This window comes from Bacillus cereus group sp. MYBK222-1 (assembly GCF_051916425.1).
GTDB classification, from domain to species: Bacteria; Bacillota; Bacilli; order Bacillales; family Bacillaceae_G; genus Bacillus_A; species Bacillus_A paranthracis.
This window is the reverse complement of record NZ_JBQAGP010000006.1, coordinates 49920-67233: the sequence shown is the minus strand read 5'-3', so window position 1 is coordinate 67233 and position 17314 is coordinate 49920. Positions and strand designations below refer to the sequence as shown.

The window sequence follows — 17314 nt, the reverse complement described above, 5'->3', positions numbered from 1 at the left end:
GGGGTTTTTAATTATGAATTAATTTGTTGAACTGTTTTAGCTTCTTGACCAACAATATCAGGTTTACTGCTATACTGATGTATTCCTCCAACAACTGTAAGAGTCACTATAAATGCTAATGCTCCAAATACCATCTTTTTCATTTTTATTCCTCCTTATCATTCATTAAATCAATAACTAACCTATAATATCGATTACTTTCTTCAAATCTCGATAAACTGGAAAAATGTTCTGCTAGTTCAATGTATACTTTCTTTAATTCTATTTTATTTCCCGCAGATTTATACAATGGGATAGCCTCATTTTCCAAAAATGCTTTATAATCTTTCGCTTCTTCAAAATATTTATATCTAAGCATTAAAAGCAAGTATAATTTTGCATTAAATCTCTCTTCTTGTTTTGCTGCATCAATTCCCTTATCAATTAATGCCTTTGCCTCCTCTAACTCTTCTAATTTAATGCATACTACTGCCATTTCATATATTGTATCTAAATAATTTAAATCTATTTGTTTTTGAAGTTGTAGACTATCTAAATAATATTTTTTTGCTTGCTGATATTTGCCTTTTTTATAATAGATGCTTCCCATATTACTTAAAGTAATAGCTAAAAGTACATCCTTATCAGCAAAAGATGCGGACTCTCTCAAAATACTCTCATACATTTTTAAAGCTTCTTCATACTGACCTTTTTCTGTATAACTTACCGCAATAAGTATTTGGCAGTTAATTATGTTTCTAAACTTATATTCACTACGAAAGCCTTCTAATGCTATATTTACAAAATGGATTGCAAGATGATGAATATCTAAATGAGTATATACAAGCGCTATATTATAATATAGGCCTGTTTCATGATAACCTTGTTCCTTGGCCATTACTTCTGTTTTTAATAAGTAATCTAGCCCCTCCTTCCATCTATATTGCAAACAGCACAATAACCCTCTACTATACATATATAATAACTTCTGAAATGGAGAATACTTTTTATATACCTTCTTCAATCTATCTAATTCTTCTTCAAGTGTAGCAATATCCCTTTTCATAATTAAATAACGCGTATAAAGCAGTTTATAATAATTTATAATTTCAAAATCCAAAACATGCTTCATTTCACCTTGTAATTCTTCATATATGCGTTCTACTTGTGGCTTGTCCAAATGAACTAATGCATTTAACCATTCATCCAGCTTCCCCTTCACATCTTCTTCTACATCTCTCAAATCCGTCACGGCAATTTCTAATCTTGCGCAGAGCAATTGTAGAATCTCTTCTGATGCTTCGATTTTTCCATTTTCGATTTTACTTAAGTATGAGACAGAACAAATGCCCTGACATAATTCTTCTTGTGTCATTTTTTGCTGTAGCCGTTTGTAAAAGACTTGTTTGCCTATTTTTTCTAATGTTTGTTGCATTGTCCTCCTCCATTCTCATTTACCCCCATTACTTTAATAATACATAAAATCTTGAGAAATATAAATTGATAAATGTTAATTTTCTAAAAAATATGCAATATTTCATTTTTTTCCCTCTTGACTATACTTTCATATCTATTCTTTGCTACGATCCGTGAAAAATTGGTATACTATAACCAAATTATGGAGGTGTTTTCGCGATGACTTATTATAAAGACGATAGCTATGCCTTACATACAGATTTATATCAAATTAATATGGCTTATACATATTGGAAAGATGGTATTCATAACCGCCGCTCGGTGTTTGATTTATACTTTCGAAAACTTCCATTCGAGAACGGTTATGCTGTTTTTGCTGGCCTTGAAAAAATTGTAGAGTACATAGAAAACTTCAGCTTTACCGAAAGCGATATCGCTTATTTAGCAGAATTACAATTTGAAGAAGAATTTCTTCAGTATTTACAAAATATGAAATTCACCGGGACGATTCGAAGTATGCAAGAAGGTGAAGTTGTCTTTAATAACGAGCCTTTATTACGTGTCGATGCACCGCTCGGGGAAGCACAAATTATTGAAACCGCCCTGTTAAACATTGTGAATTACCAAACATTAATTGCAACGAAAGCAGCTCGTATGAAGCACGCTGCAAATAACGATGAACTTTTAGAGTTCGGAACAAGACGTGCCCACGAGTTCGATGCAGCCCTTTGGGGTACACGTGCTGCCTTTATCGGTGGTTTCTCATCTACGAGTAACGTACGGGCTGGAAAACGCTTTGGGATACCTGTAGCCGGCACACATGCGCACTCTTTTGTTCAAGCTTATCGCGATGAATATGTTGCTTTTAAGAAATACGCTGAAACTCATAAAAAGTGTGTCTTTCTCGTTGATACATATGACACATTAAAATCTGGTGTTCCAAATGCAATTCGCGTGGCAAAAGAGTTCGGGGATCGCATCGATTTTTATGGCATTCGCCTCGATAGTGGTGATATGGCTTATTTATCTAAAAAGGCAAGAAAACTACTAGATGAAGCCGGGTTTACAAATACAAAAATTATTGCTTCTAGCGATTTAGATGAATACACCATTATGCATTTAAAATCTCAAGGAGCAAAAATTGATGTATGGGGCGTTGGAACAAAATTGATTACGTCCTTTGAGCAACCAGCTTTAGGAGCTGTTTATAAACTCGTTGCGATTGAAGATACTGATGGAAAGTTAAATGATACAATTAAAATTTCATCTAACCCTGAAAAAATTACTACTCCAGGACTGAAACGAATTTATCGCATTATCAACCGAGTTAATGATCATGCAGAAGGCGATTATATTGCATTAGATTGTGAAGAACCAGGAAAAGAAGAACGCTTAAAAATGTTTCACCCTGTTCACACGTATATAAGTAAATTTGTAACAAACTTTGAAGCGCGCGAACTGCATAAAGACATTTTCGTTAACGGTGAAAGAACATATGAACTACCTGACATATTGGATATTCAAAAATACAATGAACAGAGTCTCGCGTTATTTTGGGAAGAGTATATGCGAACTTTAAATCCTGAAGAGTACCCTGTCGATTTAAGTCAAGAATGCTGGGATCATAAAATGAATTACATTCAAACTGTTCGAGAACAAGTTGAAAAAAATATACAAAAATAAAACAGAGAAGCTGCTCCTTCTCTGTTTTCTTCAATGCTATATATCTTTGTAAAAAATATATTAAAATAACAAGACAAATATTTTTTATTTGTAAATTTTAATATTACGTTATTTATTTCTAAAATAATATTTGTTATTATTTTATTGAGTCAATTTCAACAGAATAACCTAAAAAAGAGGACGCAGGTTGCGTCCTCTTTTTTATCCCGCATTAACGGGCAGTAAGACCCCCAAAATTCAGCAAAAGCAAGGGCGTTAGATGGGGGATCAACTGTCCGTAAAAGCCCGATTGGTGAAGGCTAATAATCAGCGGGGGATGAAGCCCCCCACTGATTAAGGTTTCACTTTATAAATCTTTCACTCGTAGTACACGCATTGCATTTAACACTGCCAGTAGTGTCACACCAACATCTGAGAAAACCGCTTCCCACATTGTTGCAATACCGAAAGCACCAAGTAGTAAAACTAATCCTTTTACCCCTAATGCAAAGATAATATTTTGCCATACAATGCGTCTTGTACGTTTTGCAATGTTTACAGCTGTTGCAATTTTTGAAGGCTCATCAGTCATAATAACGATATCTGCTGCTTCAATTGCTGCATCTGATCCTAAACCACCCATTGCAATACCAACATCGGCTCTTGCTAATACCGGTGTATCATTAATACCATCACCAACGAAAGCAACTTTTTCTTTTCCATGCTTTGCTGCATCAATTTTTTCAATCTCTTCTACTTTTTGTTGCGGTAATAGTTCTGCGTGAACTTCATCTAAACCTAACTCTTTACCAACAGCTTCACCAACTGGTTTTGCATCACCAGTTAACATGACTGTTTTCTTAATACCTAGTTCTTTTAATTTTTGAATTGCTTGTTTTGAATCTTCTTTTACTTCATCAGAGATAACGATATAACCTGCATATTTTCCATCTACAGCAACGTGAACTAATGTACCTACTGTTTCTGGTTGCTTAAATGTAATGTTCTCTTTTCTCATTAATTTAGCATTACCTGCAAAAATTTCTTTTCCTTGTACTTTTACGACTGTACCGTGACCAGAAATTTCGTTATAATCATCGATTATTTTTTCATCAACTGATTTTCCATATGCATTTCGAATCGATTGTGCAATTGGATGGTTAGAATACACTTCAGCAAATGCTGCATACTCTAATAATTCTTCATTTGTAATACCTTCGCTCGGTTCCATTTTTGTAACTTTGAAGACACCTTTTGTTAATGTGCCTGTTTTATCAAAAACAATATATTTCACATCATTTAAAGCTTCTAAATAGTTACTCCCTTTTACTAACACACCACTTTTAGATGCACCACCGATACCTCCAAAGAATCCAAGAGGAATAGATACAACTAACGCACACGGACAAGAAATTACTAAGAACACTAAAGCTCGATAAATCCAATCCGAGAATGTAGCTCCTTCTAAAATAAGTGGTGGAATAAACGCCATGATCGCTGCTGTAATTACTACAACTGGAGTGTAGTAACGCGCGAACTTCGTAATAAAGTTTTCTGTTGGCGCTTTTTTACTGCTTGCATTTTGAACTAAATCTAAAATTTTTGATACAGTTGATTCACCAAATTCTTTTGTAACTTCAATTGTTAATACACCATTTTGGTTCACAAAACCACTTAATACATCATTTCCAATTTCAACTTCACGTGGTACAGATTCACCAGTCAATGCTGAAGTATCTACCATTGATGTTCCTTCAACTACTTTTCCGTCTAACGGTACTTTCTCACCAGGTTTCACGATAATATAATCGCCGATTTGTACATCTTCTGGTGATACTTGTTTCGTTTCATTTCCAATCTTTACATTCGCGTAATCAGGACGAATATCCATTAATGAAGTAATTGATTTTCGAGAACGGTTTACCGCAATACTTTGGAATAGTTCTCCTACTTGATAGAATAACATTACTGCAACCGCTTCTGGGTATTGTTGAATTGCGAAAGCTCCTAGTGTTGCAATTGCCATTAAGAAGTTCTCATCAAACACTTGGCCACGAGTTATGTTTCTTACTGCTCTCCAAACGATATCTCCACCAATTAATACATACGCAAGGACGAATAACGGAATTGTGATCATTTGTGGTAAGCCAGCTAATGCAGCAATTGCTGTCAAAATTCCTCCAACCACTAATCGTCCTACCATTTTTTTCACATTTGCTTCTCCATGATCGTGACTATGTCCATGGTCATGACCACCCTTTTCTTCACGAACAACTTTCACATCTGGTTCTAACTTTTGAACGACATTTGTTATATTGGCTACAGTCGTTTCTAATTCTCTTTTATTCGCTACTTCAATTCGTAATTTCTTTGATACGAAATCAACAGTTGCTGCTGAAACCGTCGGCATTTCCTTAACTTTATTTTCAATCTTCATCGCACAATTTGCGCAATCTAAACCTTCTAATATAAACACTTCTTTTGCCATTTTTGTGTTTTTTTCTTCTTGCACTTTAATGTGCGGTTCTAATTTTGTAACGAGTTGTTTTGCTTCTGTAACAACTTCGCTTTCTTTATTTTGCGCTGTTTCTAAAACCATTGTTTTTGTCGCGAAATTTACAGAGCAAGAATTTACTCCTTCTATATTCCCAACGCCTTTTTCAATTTTCATTGCACAGTTTGCACAATCTAAACCTTCTAACATCAGTTTCTTTTTCACTAATGCTTCAGCCATCGTTCTCCCTCCTCGCGTTCTATTTATTCTTCCTCGTTTACGTGTTCAAACGCTTGCTCGAAGATATGAATTACGTGTTGGTCAGCTAACGAATAATAAACGACCTTTCCTTCTTTACGATTCTTTACAAGTTTCGCTTGCTTTAACACACGAAGCTGATGTGAAATAGATGATTGTGTCATTCCTAATAAATACGCTAAATCACAAACACACATTTCAGCTTCAAATAACGCATGTAATATTCTTGTACGTGTACGATCACCTAATACTTTAAATAATTCTGCTACTTTACTTAAACTTTCATCCGTTGGAATTGTTTGTTTTACTTGATCAACAACTTCTTCATGAATTATCGTTTGAGAACATGTCTCTTGTGGTGTTTCTACTTTATTTCCAGCCATTATAGCTCACCTCTTTATTTGAACATATGAACAATCATTCATATATCTTATACCTTTATTATATGAGCGTCCATTCATATGTGTCAATGAAATCTCATACATTTTTTTGAACATTTCGTTCACATTTTAAAAAGATCTACACATATTTTCCGCATCCATTACATTCTCATACAAAAAAGAATATACACTTTACACAAAAGAAAAAGCCTTGCGCGTTCCCTAGACGCACAAGGCTTACTATACTTATATCCCTTTTAACTAAGCTTTTAATTAGCTTGTTCTAAATTATCCTGCGAACTTCCATCGTCTTTTAAATGACTATGTTTTTTCGAATAAACAAAGTATACAACTACTCCAATTGCTAACCAAATACCGAAGTAGATCCATGTTGTTAATGGTAGGTTAAACATTAAGAATAGACAACATGCGATTGAAATAAGCGGTAGCGTTGGTACAAGTGGTACCATAAAGCCACGTTTTAAGTTCGGATGTGTTTTACGAAGAATAATAACTGACACACCTACCATCGCAAATGTTAACAATGCTCCAATATTCGCTAAATTCGACAATTCTTTTAAATCGATAAATCCAGCAATTAAAGCACTACCAATACCTGTTAACCAAGTTGAGAATACTGGCGCTTCTGTTTTCTTATTAATTTTCGCAAATGATTTTGGTAATAAACCGTCACGGCTCATCGCGAAGAATACACGTGTCGTTGCATAAATGTAAGCAAAGATTACAGCCATAATACCAATTACAGCTCCAACTGCGATTACACCCGCTACTTTATCTTGTCCTACAACTTCTAATACATATGCCATAGCTTCTGGTACATCTAATTCTTTATAAGAAACCATACCTGTCATAACGAGACATACTACAACATAAATAATTGTACAAATAACTAATGAAGCAATAATACCAATCGGTAAATCACGTTGTGGATTTTTTACTTCTTCAGCAGAAGTTGCTAATGCATCAAATCCTAAGAAAGCAAAGAATACTGCTGCTCCGCCGGCAAAGATTCCGCTAATACCGTATGGTGCAAATGGTGTCCAGTTTTCTGGTTGTACGTAAAACGCACCAACTGCAATGAATAAAATAACAATACCAATTTTAATTAATACCATTATGTTATTCACACGCTTACTTTCTTTCGTACCTCTTGATAGTAACCAAGTTAAAACTAATGTAATGACTACTGCTGGTAAATTCACGATCCCACCTTGTGATGGAATCTTTAACAACTCTGTTGGAATTTCTAATCCGAATCCACTCACTAAGTTATTAAAATAACCTGTCCATCCACCAGCTACTGCGGCAGTTGTTACGACATATACAGATAGTAATGTCCATCCCATTAGATGGGCAATAAACTCACCAATTGTCGCATATGAATATGTGTACACACTACCTGAAACCGGAAGTGTAGATGCAACTTCTGCATAACACAACGCTGCAAATCCACAAACAATCGCTGCAATCATGAATGAAAAGATAACTGCTGGACCAGCATCTCTTGCTGCTACTAATCCTGTTAATACTAGTACTCCTGTACCAATTATCGCACCAATCCCTAGCATTGTTAGGTCAAATGCCCCTAGCGTTTTCGTTAAAGTTTTACTTTTACTTTCCCCTAACAATTGCGTAACGGATTTCTTTTTAAATAGGTTGGCCACGATGTATGCCCCCTTTTGCCAAGAAGAGCTAAGAGATATTCACTCTTAGCTCTTATCATGTTGGTTTATATATTGTTCGATTTTGTTTTGTATAATGCTTGTATTAGCAAGATACTGTTTCTGCTTCTAATAATTCTTTAGCACCTTTGTACTCTACACCGTGAGCTTCTGCAACTGCTTCGAATGTTACATAGCCATCTAATGTGTTAATACCTTTTAGTAATGCAGAGTTGCCTAAGCAAGCTTCTTTGTAGCCTTTGTTAGCAATTTGTACTGCGTATGGTACTGTTACGTTTGTTAATGCAAGAGTTGATGTACGTGGAACCGCACCTGGCATGTTTGCAACTGCATAATGAACAACGCCGTGTTTTTCGTAAGTTGGGTTATCATGAGTTGTAATACGGTCAGTTGTTTCGAAAATACCACCTTGGTCAATCGCGATATCTACAACAACAGAACCTGGTTCCATTGATTTAATCATTTCTTCTGTTACAAGTTTTGGCGCTTTTGCACCTGGGATTAATACTGCACCGATTACAAGATCAGACTCTTTTACAGCTTCTGCAATATTGTACGGATTAGACATTAAAGTTTTTACTTGGTTTCCGAAAATGTCATCTAATTGACGAAGACGTTCTGCACTTAAGTCGATGATTGTTACATCCGCACCTAGTCCAACTGCAATTTTAGCAGCATTTGTACCAGCTTGTCCACCACCGATGATTGTTACTTTACCACGTTTAACCCCTGGAACACCTGCAAGTAAAATTCCTTTACCGCCTTTGTTCTTCTCAAGGAATTGTGCACCAATTTGTGCAGCCATACGACCAGCTACTTCACTCATAGGTGCAAGTAATGGTAGAGAACGGTTTTCTAATTGTACTGTTTCATATGCAATAGAAACAACTTTCTTTTCGATTAATGCTTTTGTTAATTCTGGTTCTGGAGCTAAGTGTAAGTATGTGAATAAAATTAAACCTTCGCTGAAGTGTTTGTATTCGCTTTCAATTGGTTCCTTAACTTTCATAACCATTTCCATGTTCCAAGCTTCTTCAGCTGTATCAACAATTTTCGCTCCCGCTTCAACATACTGAGCATCTGTGAAACCAGATCCTAAACCTGCACCCTTTTGAATGAATACTTCGTGATTGTTACGAATTAAATGTACAACACCTGCTGGTGTCATTGCCACACGGTTTTCGTTGTTTTTAATTTCTGCTGGTACCCCAATACGCATAATGAAATGCCCCCTTATAATTAACAGAAAAAAGAAAGTCTTTTTTCTTTTTGTAATAATTAATAACTTATGTCCTTATTCTAGCATAACTTAAAAGTTATGAAAACGCTAACATACCATATTTTTAAAGTTTATATATTTAGAATAGTGTAAATATATAAAACATTGATTCTATTAGCCTCGTTGTTCCATCTCATTATCTATCACTCTATTTTTATTATACTCCTTTAAAATAAGCAGCAATCATTTATTATTCGACAATAATGTAACAATGTAAGAAATACCAATGATGCCGTATACATATACAGTTATAAGTTTAAACAATACTTTAGAGATATATTCTTTCCCTAAAAAAACAGCTGCTAGCATTTAACTAGCAGCTGGATAACTTATAAATAACTTGGAAAATAAATCATCTGTTGTTTCCGTAATTTTATCAAACAGATCACTTTCTTCCTCTTCTTGCTCTTTTAACATCTTAATTGTTTCACGTGCCGATTCAGGATAATCGGTAATGATACCATCTACGTTCAATTTATAATATCCCTTTAAACTTTCCATATCATTTACCGTCCATACGTAAATTGGTTTATTTAACTTCCTTGCTTCTTTTACTAATTTCTTATTTAACATGTATTCTTCCGCTACATAAAAATCAGCCTTTACATTCTTTAAGTGAGCTCTACTTGCATATAATATATATCCTACTTTTATATTTGGATTTGCACGCTTAAACTCTTTTATAAGCGGATAATGTAACGTTTGAATAACACATTGCTTCTCAAATTCATTATCTTTAATCGTTTTTAATACTTTGTTTACAAAGTCTTTTTCGCCCCCATGAAGCTTCACTTCAATATTGAGTTTGATTTTACCCTTTGCCAACTTAATGATTTCATCCAGCGTACTGATTTGTCCTGAAAAACCATCTTGACTAAGGGTAAGCTGCCTTAACTCTTCCATCGTTAAATCCGAAACATGAACGTTAGCATTGGCAAGACGTTTCAACTTCAAATCATGTATAACTGCTAGTTCACCGTCTTTTGTTTGTAATACATCTATTTCAGCGTAGTCTGCTTTCGCATCAATAGCTCCCTGCACAGCTTCTTTCGTATTTTCTACACCTTTTGAAATATAACCGCGATGAGCCATAATAATCGGTTCTTTATATGTGTTTGTAATAAAGGTCACAATGAAAGCAACAACCATTCCCGCCGTAATAATTCCTACAATATATACACCAATAAATTTCCAACGATGTTTTTGGAAGAAACATTTATCTGCCTTCGTCTTTGAATAATCTAATCCTTCTTCTAATAAAACATCTTCGACTGGAACCTTTTGTAAATACAATCTTGTTAACGCCATAATATAGAACGGTGTCATAATAAAGCTAAATAGATACAATGTACTTGTTAGGAAAACTGAAATAGTTGACTCTGCTAGTAGTGCAAATGTCCCTTCTGGGTTTGTAAATTCATATACTCCCCACAGACAAAGTAAATAAACTCCTACACATAAAAGAAAAACAATTCCTACAGATATGAAAAAACCTACTAAAAAGAACAAAACTTTAAAGAAGCTTTCTTTTACTAAGTTTGCGCTTTTGCGTGCTGCCGTACGGAACGGCTTCTCCTCTAAAACGATAATAGGTAAAACAAAAATCCAACGAAGGTTCAAATAGGCAACTACAGCAAAGAAAGTATAATATCCAACTTGCCCCATTGTTGTCTTAAATAGTTCACCTGTAATAAAATTAGGAATTTGAATTTCAGGAATCAATGCAGATTTATATCCCATACTTAATAGTGGTAATAGTACAACTGCATACAAAACAAAGCCAGGTAAGCAATATGTAAACAGAGAAGGTAAATACGTTACTGTTTTATATAAAATCGGACGTAATCTCACCTTCTGCCTTTTATGAGCGAAGTACGAAATGATAATAAGTACTGCAAACTCTGTAAAGATCAGGAACAATGCCAATATAGATAAAATTACGATCGCCAAAATCCCGTATGGTGTTTTCAAAAATGCTAATAACTCATCATTTGTTGCGTTTGCATACCCACCAAAGTACAACAACTTATTGAAAATAATACCGAAAAGCGGGATAAACACAATCGCTGCTAACAATTTATAAGCAAGTTGGAATGTTAACACATTCCAAAAGGCAAATCTAACAGTTTGAAAGGAATGTCTCATTACTCCTGGTATAGATAGTCTTTTACGGTGTTGCATATATTCCTCCACATTCTAAAACGATATTTGAGATGGATTCCACATTTCCATTTCTAACCCATCCCTTTAATAATAATATATTCCGCTTAACATGAACACTCTTATACATACAATGAAAAAAGTGATGGCTACTTCCCATCACTTTTCACTTACTCTATTTTTTCTCTAACCCTTGTCCAAATGCTTTCAAGAAGCTAAATCCGAATGTGATGGCTCTATTGATATCTGGATCTTTTAACACTTTAAAGAAGTCCATCACTTTTGTTTTTTTACCACTCTTTAATTCATCTGTTGCAAATTGCAATCCAGTGACTAAACTCGATGTGATTTGCTTTGTTACTTCTGGGTCAACTGAGGACAGTGCTTCCCCCGCCCCCATCATGTTGTTAAGTGCATTTTTAACTGGTTCACGATTTAATTGCTCCACAGCGATTTTTGAAACATCTTCCTTAGCAGCAAGTAAACTAATCGCCGCATCTAATATTCCAGCCTTCTGTAACTGCGCTAACAGCTGCATCGTTTCTTCTACTGCTTCACGATTATTAGATAGCTCATTTAGAAGTTCATCTGCTACTTGCTGTTTCTGTTCTTCCTCTGTTACAACTTTCTTTTTAATTAAAGTAATCTCTTTCGCCACTATCTCCGCCCCCTAGTCCACGAGTGATACGTATTGTTTTCTTTGCCATTTTTGCTCGATTTCAACACCATTTTGCGGATTACGCTTTTTATCTCGCGGGTTTGAAGATGGTAACGGACGATTTCCTTTTTCACGTAATACACGCATTTTCACCATCGTTTGTTTGTACGCCGGTGTACACGTATAAAGGTCTGTTGCCGTCCCAGTTAAAATATTGATCGCTTCTTCATTTATCGTTGCATGCATCGGTAAGTATAGCTCTTTCCCCGTTACACGCTCAGTAATAAGCGCTTGTACTTTAATTTTGCCAAATGGTGATGCTAATTCTACAAGACCACCATCTTTCACATTGCGCTCTATAGCAAGCTCAGGTGAAATTTCAACGAACACTTCAGATACTTTAGATAAAATACCAGCCGACTTATTCGTCATATTCCCTTCATGGAAATGTTCTAGCATACGTCCATTATTTAAAAGTAAATCATACTCATCTGGCGCTACAACTGGTGGTACCCATTCATCTAATGATAAACGAGCTAGTTTATCTGGGAAGTTAAATCCGTCTACATATAATAGCGGTGTATCACTACCATCATGACTACCCCAACATAAACTATTCCATCCTTCTAGACGATCGTACGTTGCTTGAGAGTATAACGGTGCAAGCGATGCGATTTCGTCCATAATTTCACTTGGACTTTCGTAATTCCAATCCCCACCGAGTGCACGAGCAACTTTTTGTAAAATCCACCAATCTGGTTTTGAATCACCTAGTGGTTTTAATACTTCATATAATCTTTGAATACGTCGCTCTGTATTCGTAAACGTTCCTTCTTTTTCTAAGCTTGGTGCCGCTGGTAAAATAACATCAGCAAAACGAGCTGTTTTTGATAAGAACATATCTTGAACAACGAGGAAGTCTAAATTCGCTAAAATATGTTGCACATGGTTCGCATTGGAATCGACTAAAGCCATTTCTTCCCCCATGACATACATACCACGTAGTTTTCCTTCTTCTGCCGCAAGTAACATTGCGATATTATTTAATCCTGGTGCTTTCGGAATCGTTGTGCCGTATGCTTTTTCAAACTTAGCACGAAGCGTATCATCCGATACTGCTTGATAACCTGGAAGCCAGTTTGGTAATGTCGCCATATCACAAGCACCTTGTACGTTATTATGACCTCGTAATGGATATGCGCCTGCACCAGGACGACGATAGTTCCCCGTAACAAGCAGTAAATTGGAAATGGCAGCAGATGTTGTACTTCCTCCTGTATTTTGCGTTACACCCATTCCCCAAAGTATACAAGTTCCATCTGCTTCATATACCATACGAGCCATTGCTTTCAGGTTTTCTTTCGAAATTCCCGTAATTTCTTCTGTATAATCAAGCGTATACTTTTCTAACATTGTGCTATATTCATCAAAGTTCTTCACATTTTCAGCTATGAACTTTTTATCATGCCAATCTTGATCAATAATATATTTCGTAATACCAGCAAGCCATACGTAATCTGTACCTTGGCGCGGATGAATAAATAAATCCGCACGCTCTGCCATTTCATGTTTACGAAGATCTGCTACAATCAGTTTTTGCTCGTGTAATTTATGAGCACGTTTTACACGCGTCGCGAGTACAGGATGTCCTTCTGTTGGATTCGCACCAACGATAATGACAAGGCCTGCTTCAGCTATATCTTTCACTGTTCCAGCATCGCCGCCCATACCGACAGTTTTAAATAAACCATCTGTTGCTGGAGATTGGCAATAACGCGAGCAGTTATCTACATTATTTGTTCCATATATTTGACGAGCTAGTTTTTGCATAAGATAATTTTCTTCATTCGTTACTTTCGAAGAAGAAATAAATCCAAATGCATCGCTGCCGTATTCTGATTTAATATGTTGCATGTTAGAAGCAACAACTTCTAACGCTTCTTCCCATGAAGCTTCAACAAACATATCTCCTTGGCGAATTAATGGCTTCGTAATTCGATCTTCACTATTTACAAAGTCCCATCCAAATTTACCTTTTACACATGTGGAAATACCATTAACCGGTGCATCTGAAACAGGTTGCACTTTTAATATATGGCGATCTTTCGTCCATACTTCGAATGAACAACCGACACCACAAAATGTACAAACTGTTTTTGTTTTATTCACTTTCGTCTTACGCATCGCAGCCTCTACTTCTGAAACCGCTAAAATACTACTATATCCAGGCTCTACATCCTTTACAAAATCAATCATCGGATCTAACACATCTGGTTTTAATCCTGTCATGAATCCAGCTTCACCTAACATTGATTTTTCCATTAACGCATTACATGGACATACTGTTACACACTGCCCGCAACTTACACAAGATGAGTCATTTATACTTACACCATGATCCCATATAACACGCGGACGATCTAAGCTCCAGTCTATCGATATCGTTTCATTAACCTGTAGGTTTTGACATACTTCTACACACTGTCCACAAGCAATACATTGATTTGGATCATACCGATAAAACGGATGTGACATATCCACTTCACAAGCACTTACTTTCGGCTCATACGGATATTTCTGTTCTTCAATTCCCATCATATGTACTGTATTATGAACCTTACAATTACCGTTATTGTTATCACATACGGTACAATACAATAAATGATTCTCTAATATTCGATCCATCGCCTCAGTCTGCGCCTCTTTCGCACGCTGTGACTGTCTTTCAATATGCATACCATTCTCTATTTGCGTTGAACAAGCACGCATTAACTTCCCATCTACTTCTACAATACACGTATCACAAGTTTGAATTGGATCTACTTCTGGTACATGACAAATTTGAGGATGTTCCAAATTACTCTCGTTAAATAATTGTAGTATCGTCTTTTCACCTGATGCTGAAAATTCTTTACCATCTACGGTTACACGGACTGTCTGTTCTGCCATAGTTTCCCCTCTCCTTACAACCAACTGTACAACACACTTGTGAATCCGTTTTCACAAATGAATTACTGTACATATTTTTGAAACGCCCTGCCTAAATACTTTTCTTATGAAGTCGATTCTAGATGTTTATAAGGTATCACTACGAAAGCTTGAAAATTTCACTATTCTACATTTCTATTATATCGTATATATACAATAATAACCAAAATAATCTGATACCTTCCTTCTAATAGATGTTTTTATTTTTTCAATGTTTTATGATGAATGTGGGAGAAAATACATATAAAAGGGGAATTTCATATGGGACCTACGCAAGAGAGTTATACAATTGTACGCTATCACTCTGGTACATTTTCAAAACAAACTGATGAGATTGTTACAGAATCTCCTATTACTATTAAATTGAATGGTGAAGAATATGTAACAGTCGTATGTACACCAAATTATATTGAAGATATGGTAATTGGTTTTTTAATTTCTGAGGGGATTATTTCTTCCTATAAAGATATTGAAGAACTATGGGTTCAAAAAGATAACGGAATTGTCCATGTAACATCATCAAAAATAAATCCGCTCTATCAAAATTTATATAATAAACGATACATCACTTCCTGCTGCGGAAAAGGTAGACAAGGTTTTATTTTCGCTAACGATGCAGCAAAAGCAAAAGATTTACATGATATACATATAAAAATTACTCCTGAAGAATGCTTTTACTTAATGAATACTTTACAACAATCTTCTACTACCTTTCGCCAAACCGGCGGTGTTCACAATACCGCGCTATGTGATCGAAACAATATCCTCCTATCAAGAATGGATATTGGAAGACATAATGCATTAGATAAAATATATGGACATTGTTTACGCAACGATATATCTGTTAAAGGAAAAATCATTGCATTTAGCGGGCGTATTTCATCCGAAATTTTACTCAAAGTTTCAAAAATCGGATGTGAAATTGTTCTATCTAAATCCGCTCCAACAAAACTAGCATTGCAACTCGCTCACGATTTAGGCATTACAGTCGTAGGATTTATTAGAAATGACTCTTGTAATATTTACACGCATCCACATCGAATTGATGGTTATCAATCGAATAACTAAAATAACTCCTCAATCGAGGAGTTATTTTAGTTATAAAAATGTAATATATTAAACACTTGAATAGTTAATAAAGTTAATATATAATTTCATTACATATTAAAAAACAAAACATTGTAGCATATATCTTTTCATTCTTTTACAAATTAAAAGAGACTGCTCACAAAACACATACACAATCTTATAAAAGGTTCACTTTATTTGAAATCGACCAAGGAGGTTACAACGATGGAAATTCGCTTATTAACGACAGAGGACGCAGAAATATATTTAAAAGTTTGTATGGAAGGTTTAACGAAGAACCCGGAAGCTTTTAGCTCTTCTTATGAAGATGTTCTTAAACATGAGGATCCTGTAGCTGCTATGGCAAAACGATTAAGCAATCCGGATAAGTATACTCTAGGTGTCTTCAAAGATAACGATTTAATCGGCATTGCTACTTTAGAAACAAAGCCTTTCATTAAACAAGAACATAAAGCAAAAATCGGTTCCGTTTTTGTTTCCCCTAAAGCACGTGGCCTTGGAGCAGGACGAGCTCTTATTAAAGCAATTATTGAAAATGCCGATAAATTACATGTAGAACAACTTATGCTCGATGTTGTAGTTGGTAACGATGCAGCAAAAAAATTATATGAGTCATTAGGTTTCCAAACTTACGGCGTACAAGAGCGTTCATTAAAACATAACGGTCAATATTGGGACGAAGAACATATGGTTCTATTCTTAAATGATTAATACTTCAATCTAGTTTTCCAAAAGCATCTTTTTATTAAGAAAGATGCTTTTTTCATTACAACAATGTAATCTTCATGTCACCTTTATCGATCGTACCAAACCTTTCCATTCATTATACTAAAAATATAAAGTGAAACTTTACTCAGTGGGGAACTACATCCCACGCTGATCGCATGTACTTGATATGTAGAGGAGAATGTGACATGAAACAAAACAAACGAGCTATGCTTTTAATATTTACTACAGCAATTGTAACTTCTGGATTAGCAATTTTACCTTGGTTTATTATATAAAAATACTCCCCCTAACAACGAAAAAAGCTTATTGCTTCTTAAGAAGCAATAAGCTTTTTTTATATTATAAAATCCCCAAAATTTTATTTACACAACTTATAATAATAACCATAGATACGGCAACGCACATGACAACCGTATTACGATCTTGCTTTTCTTTTTTTGAAATTTCTTCTTTTGGATTCATGTGTATGATCTCCTTTTAAAAAAAGTGTGAGATAGGAAATTTTTCTTATCCGATGCG

At 35.2% G+C, this 17314-nt stretch carries 13 protein-coding genes; 3 read left to right on the top strand and 10 right to left on the bottom strand.

What is annotated here, in order from left to right; all coding sequences use genetic code 11:
* Positions 1 to 11: 11 nt before the first annotated feature.
* Together nprX and ACTFR9_RS21820 are read right to left on the bottom strand one after the other, a co-directional pair.
* The gene (nprX, locus tag ACTFR9_RS21825; protein WP_000738909.1) at positions 12 to 143 is read right to left on the bottom strand and encodes a quorum-signaling peptide NprX; all 132 of its coding nucleotides are present in this window, start codon (positions 141 to 143) and stop codon (positions 12 to 14) included.
* A 2-nt stretch (positions 144 to 145) separates the two neighbouring features.
* Positions 146 to 1414: a helix-turn-helix transcriptional regulator gene (locus ACTFR9_RS21820; protein ID WP_001187929.1), complete on the bottom strand. Its 1269-nt coding sequence runs from the start codon at positions 1412 to 1414 to the stop codon at positions 146 to 148.
* 200 nt (positions 1415 to 1614) lie between these two features.
* On the opposite strand from ACTFR9_RS21820, the gene ACTFR9_RS21815 reads away from it, so the two are divergent.
* Complete coding sequence (locus ACTFR9_RS21815) at positions 1615 to 3078, top strand: nicotinate phosphoribosyltransferase (protein WP_000222900.1); 1464 nt, start codon at positions 1615 to 1617, stop codon at positions 3076 to 3078.
* 346 nt (positions 3079 to 3424) lie between these two features.
* Here the strand turns inward: ACTFR9_RS21815 and ACTFR9_RS21810 are convergent, their stop codons facing one another.
* The 7 genes from ACTFR9_RS21810 to fdhF form a co-directional block, all read right to left on the bottom strand.
* On the bottom strand, positions 3425 to 5791 hold the full coding sequence (locus ACTFR9_RS21810) for a heavy metal translocating P-type ATPase (RefSeq protein ID WP_000796589.1): 2367 nt from the start codon (positions 5789 to 5791) through the stop codon (positions 3425 to 3427).
* Positions 5792 to 5814: 23 nt separating this feature from the next.
* Positions 5815 to 6192: an ArsR/SmtB family transcription factor gene (locus tag ACTFR9_RS21805; RefSeq protein WP_000918377.1), complete on the bottom strand. Its 378-nt coding sequence runs from the start codon at positions 6190 to 6192 to the stop codon at positions 5815 to 5817.
* 266 nt (positions 6193 to 6458) lie between these two features.
* A complete protein-coding gene (locus tag ACTFR9_RS21800; RefSeq protein WP_001284877.1) occupies positions 6459 to 7874 on the bottom strand; it encodes an amino acid permease in 1416 nt (471 codons plus the stop codon).
* 103 nt (positions 7875 to 7977) lie between these two features.
* On the bottom strand, positions 7978 to 9111 hold the full coding sequence (gene ald, locus ACTFR9_RS21795) for an alanine dehydrogenase (protein ID WP_001219742.1): 1134 nt from the start codon (positions 9109 to 9111) through the stop codon (positions 7978 to 7980).
* A gap of 369 nt (positions 9112 to 9480) precedes the next feature.
* Positions 9481 to 11352 (bottom strand): glycerophosphoryl diester phosphodiesterase membrane domain-containing protein, encoded by a 1872-nt coding sequence (locus ACTFR9_RS21790; protein WP_001164743.1) that lies wholly within the window; start codon positions 11350 to 11352, stop codon positions 9481 to 9483.
* A gap of 154 nt (positions 11353 to 11506) precedes the next feature.
* Entirely contained in the window at positions 11507 to 11989 is a 483-nt protein-coding gene (locus ACTFR9_RS21785) for a DUF1641 domain-containing protein (protein WP_001040528.1), read from the bottom strand.
* Positions 11990 to 12001: 12 nt separating this feature from the next.
* Entirely contained in the window at positions 12002 to 14938 is a 2937-nt protein-coding gene (gene fdhF, locus ACTFR9_RS21780; protein ID WP_061185199.1) for a formate dehydrogenase subunit alpha, read from the bottom strand.
* A gap of 300 nt (positions 14939 to 15238) precedes the next feature.
* On the opposite strand from fdhF, the gene fdhD reads away from it, so the two are divergent.
* Positions 15239 to 16045 carry a formate dehydrogenase accessory sulfurtransferase FdhD gene (gene fdhD, locus ACTFR9_RS21775; protein ID WP_000529212.1) on the top strand — a complete coding sequence of 269 codons (807 nt, stop codon included), beginning with the start codon at positions 15239 to 15241 and terminating at the stop codon, positions 16043 to 16045.
* A gap of 225 nt (positions 16046 to 16270) precedes the next feature.
* Positions 16271 to 16777 carry a GNAT family N-acetyltransferase gene (locus ACTFR9_RS21770; protein ID WP_000405875.1) on the top strand — a complete coding sequence of 169 codons (507 nt, stop codon included), beginning with the start codon at positions 16271 to 16273 and terminating at the stop codon, positions 16775 to 16777.
* A gap of 357 nt (positions 16778 to 17134) precedes the next feature.
* Here ACTFR9_RS21770 and ACTFR9_RS21765 read toward each other — a convergent pair whose 3' ends face one another.
* Positions 17135 to 17257 (bottom strand): hypothetical protein, encoded by a 123-nt coding sequence (locus ACTFR9_RS21765; RefSeq protein ID WP_001068392.1) that lies wholly within the window; start codon positions 17255 to 17257, stop codon positions 17135 to 17137.
* Positions 17258 to 17314: the final 57 nt, after the last annotated feature.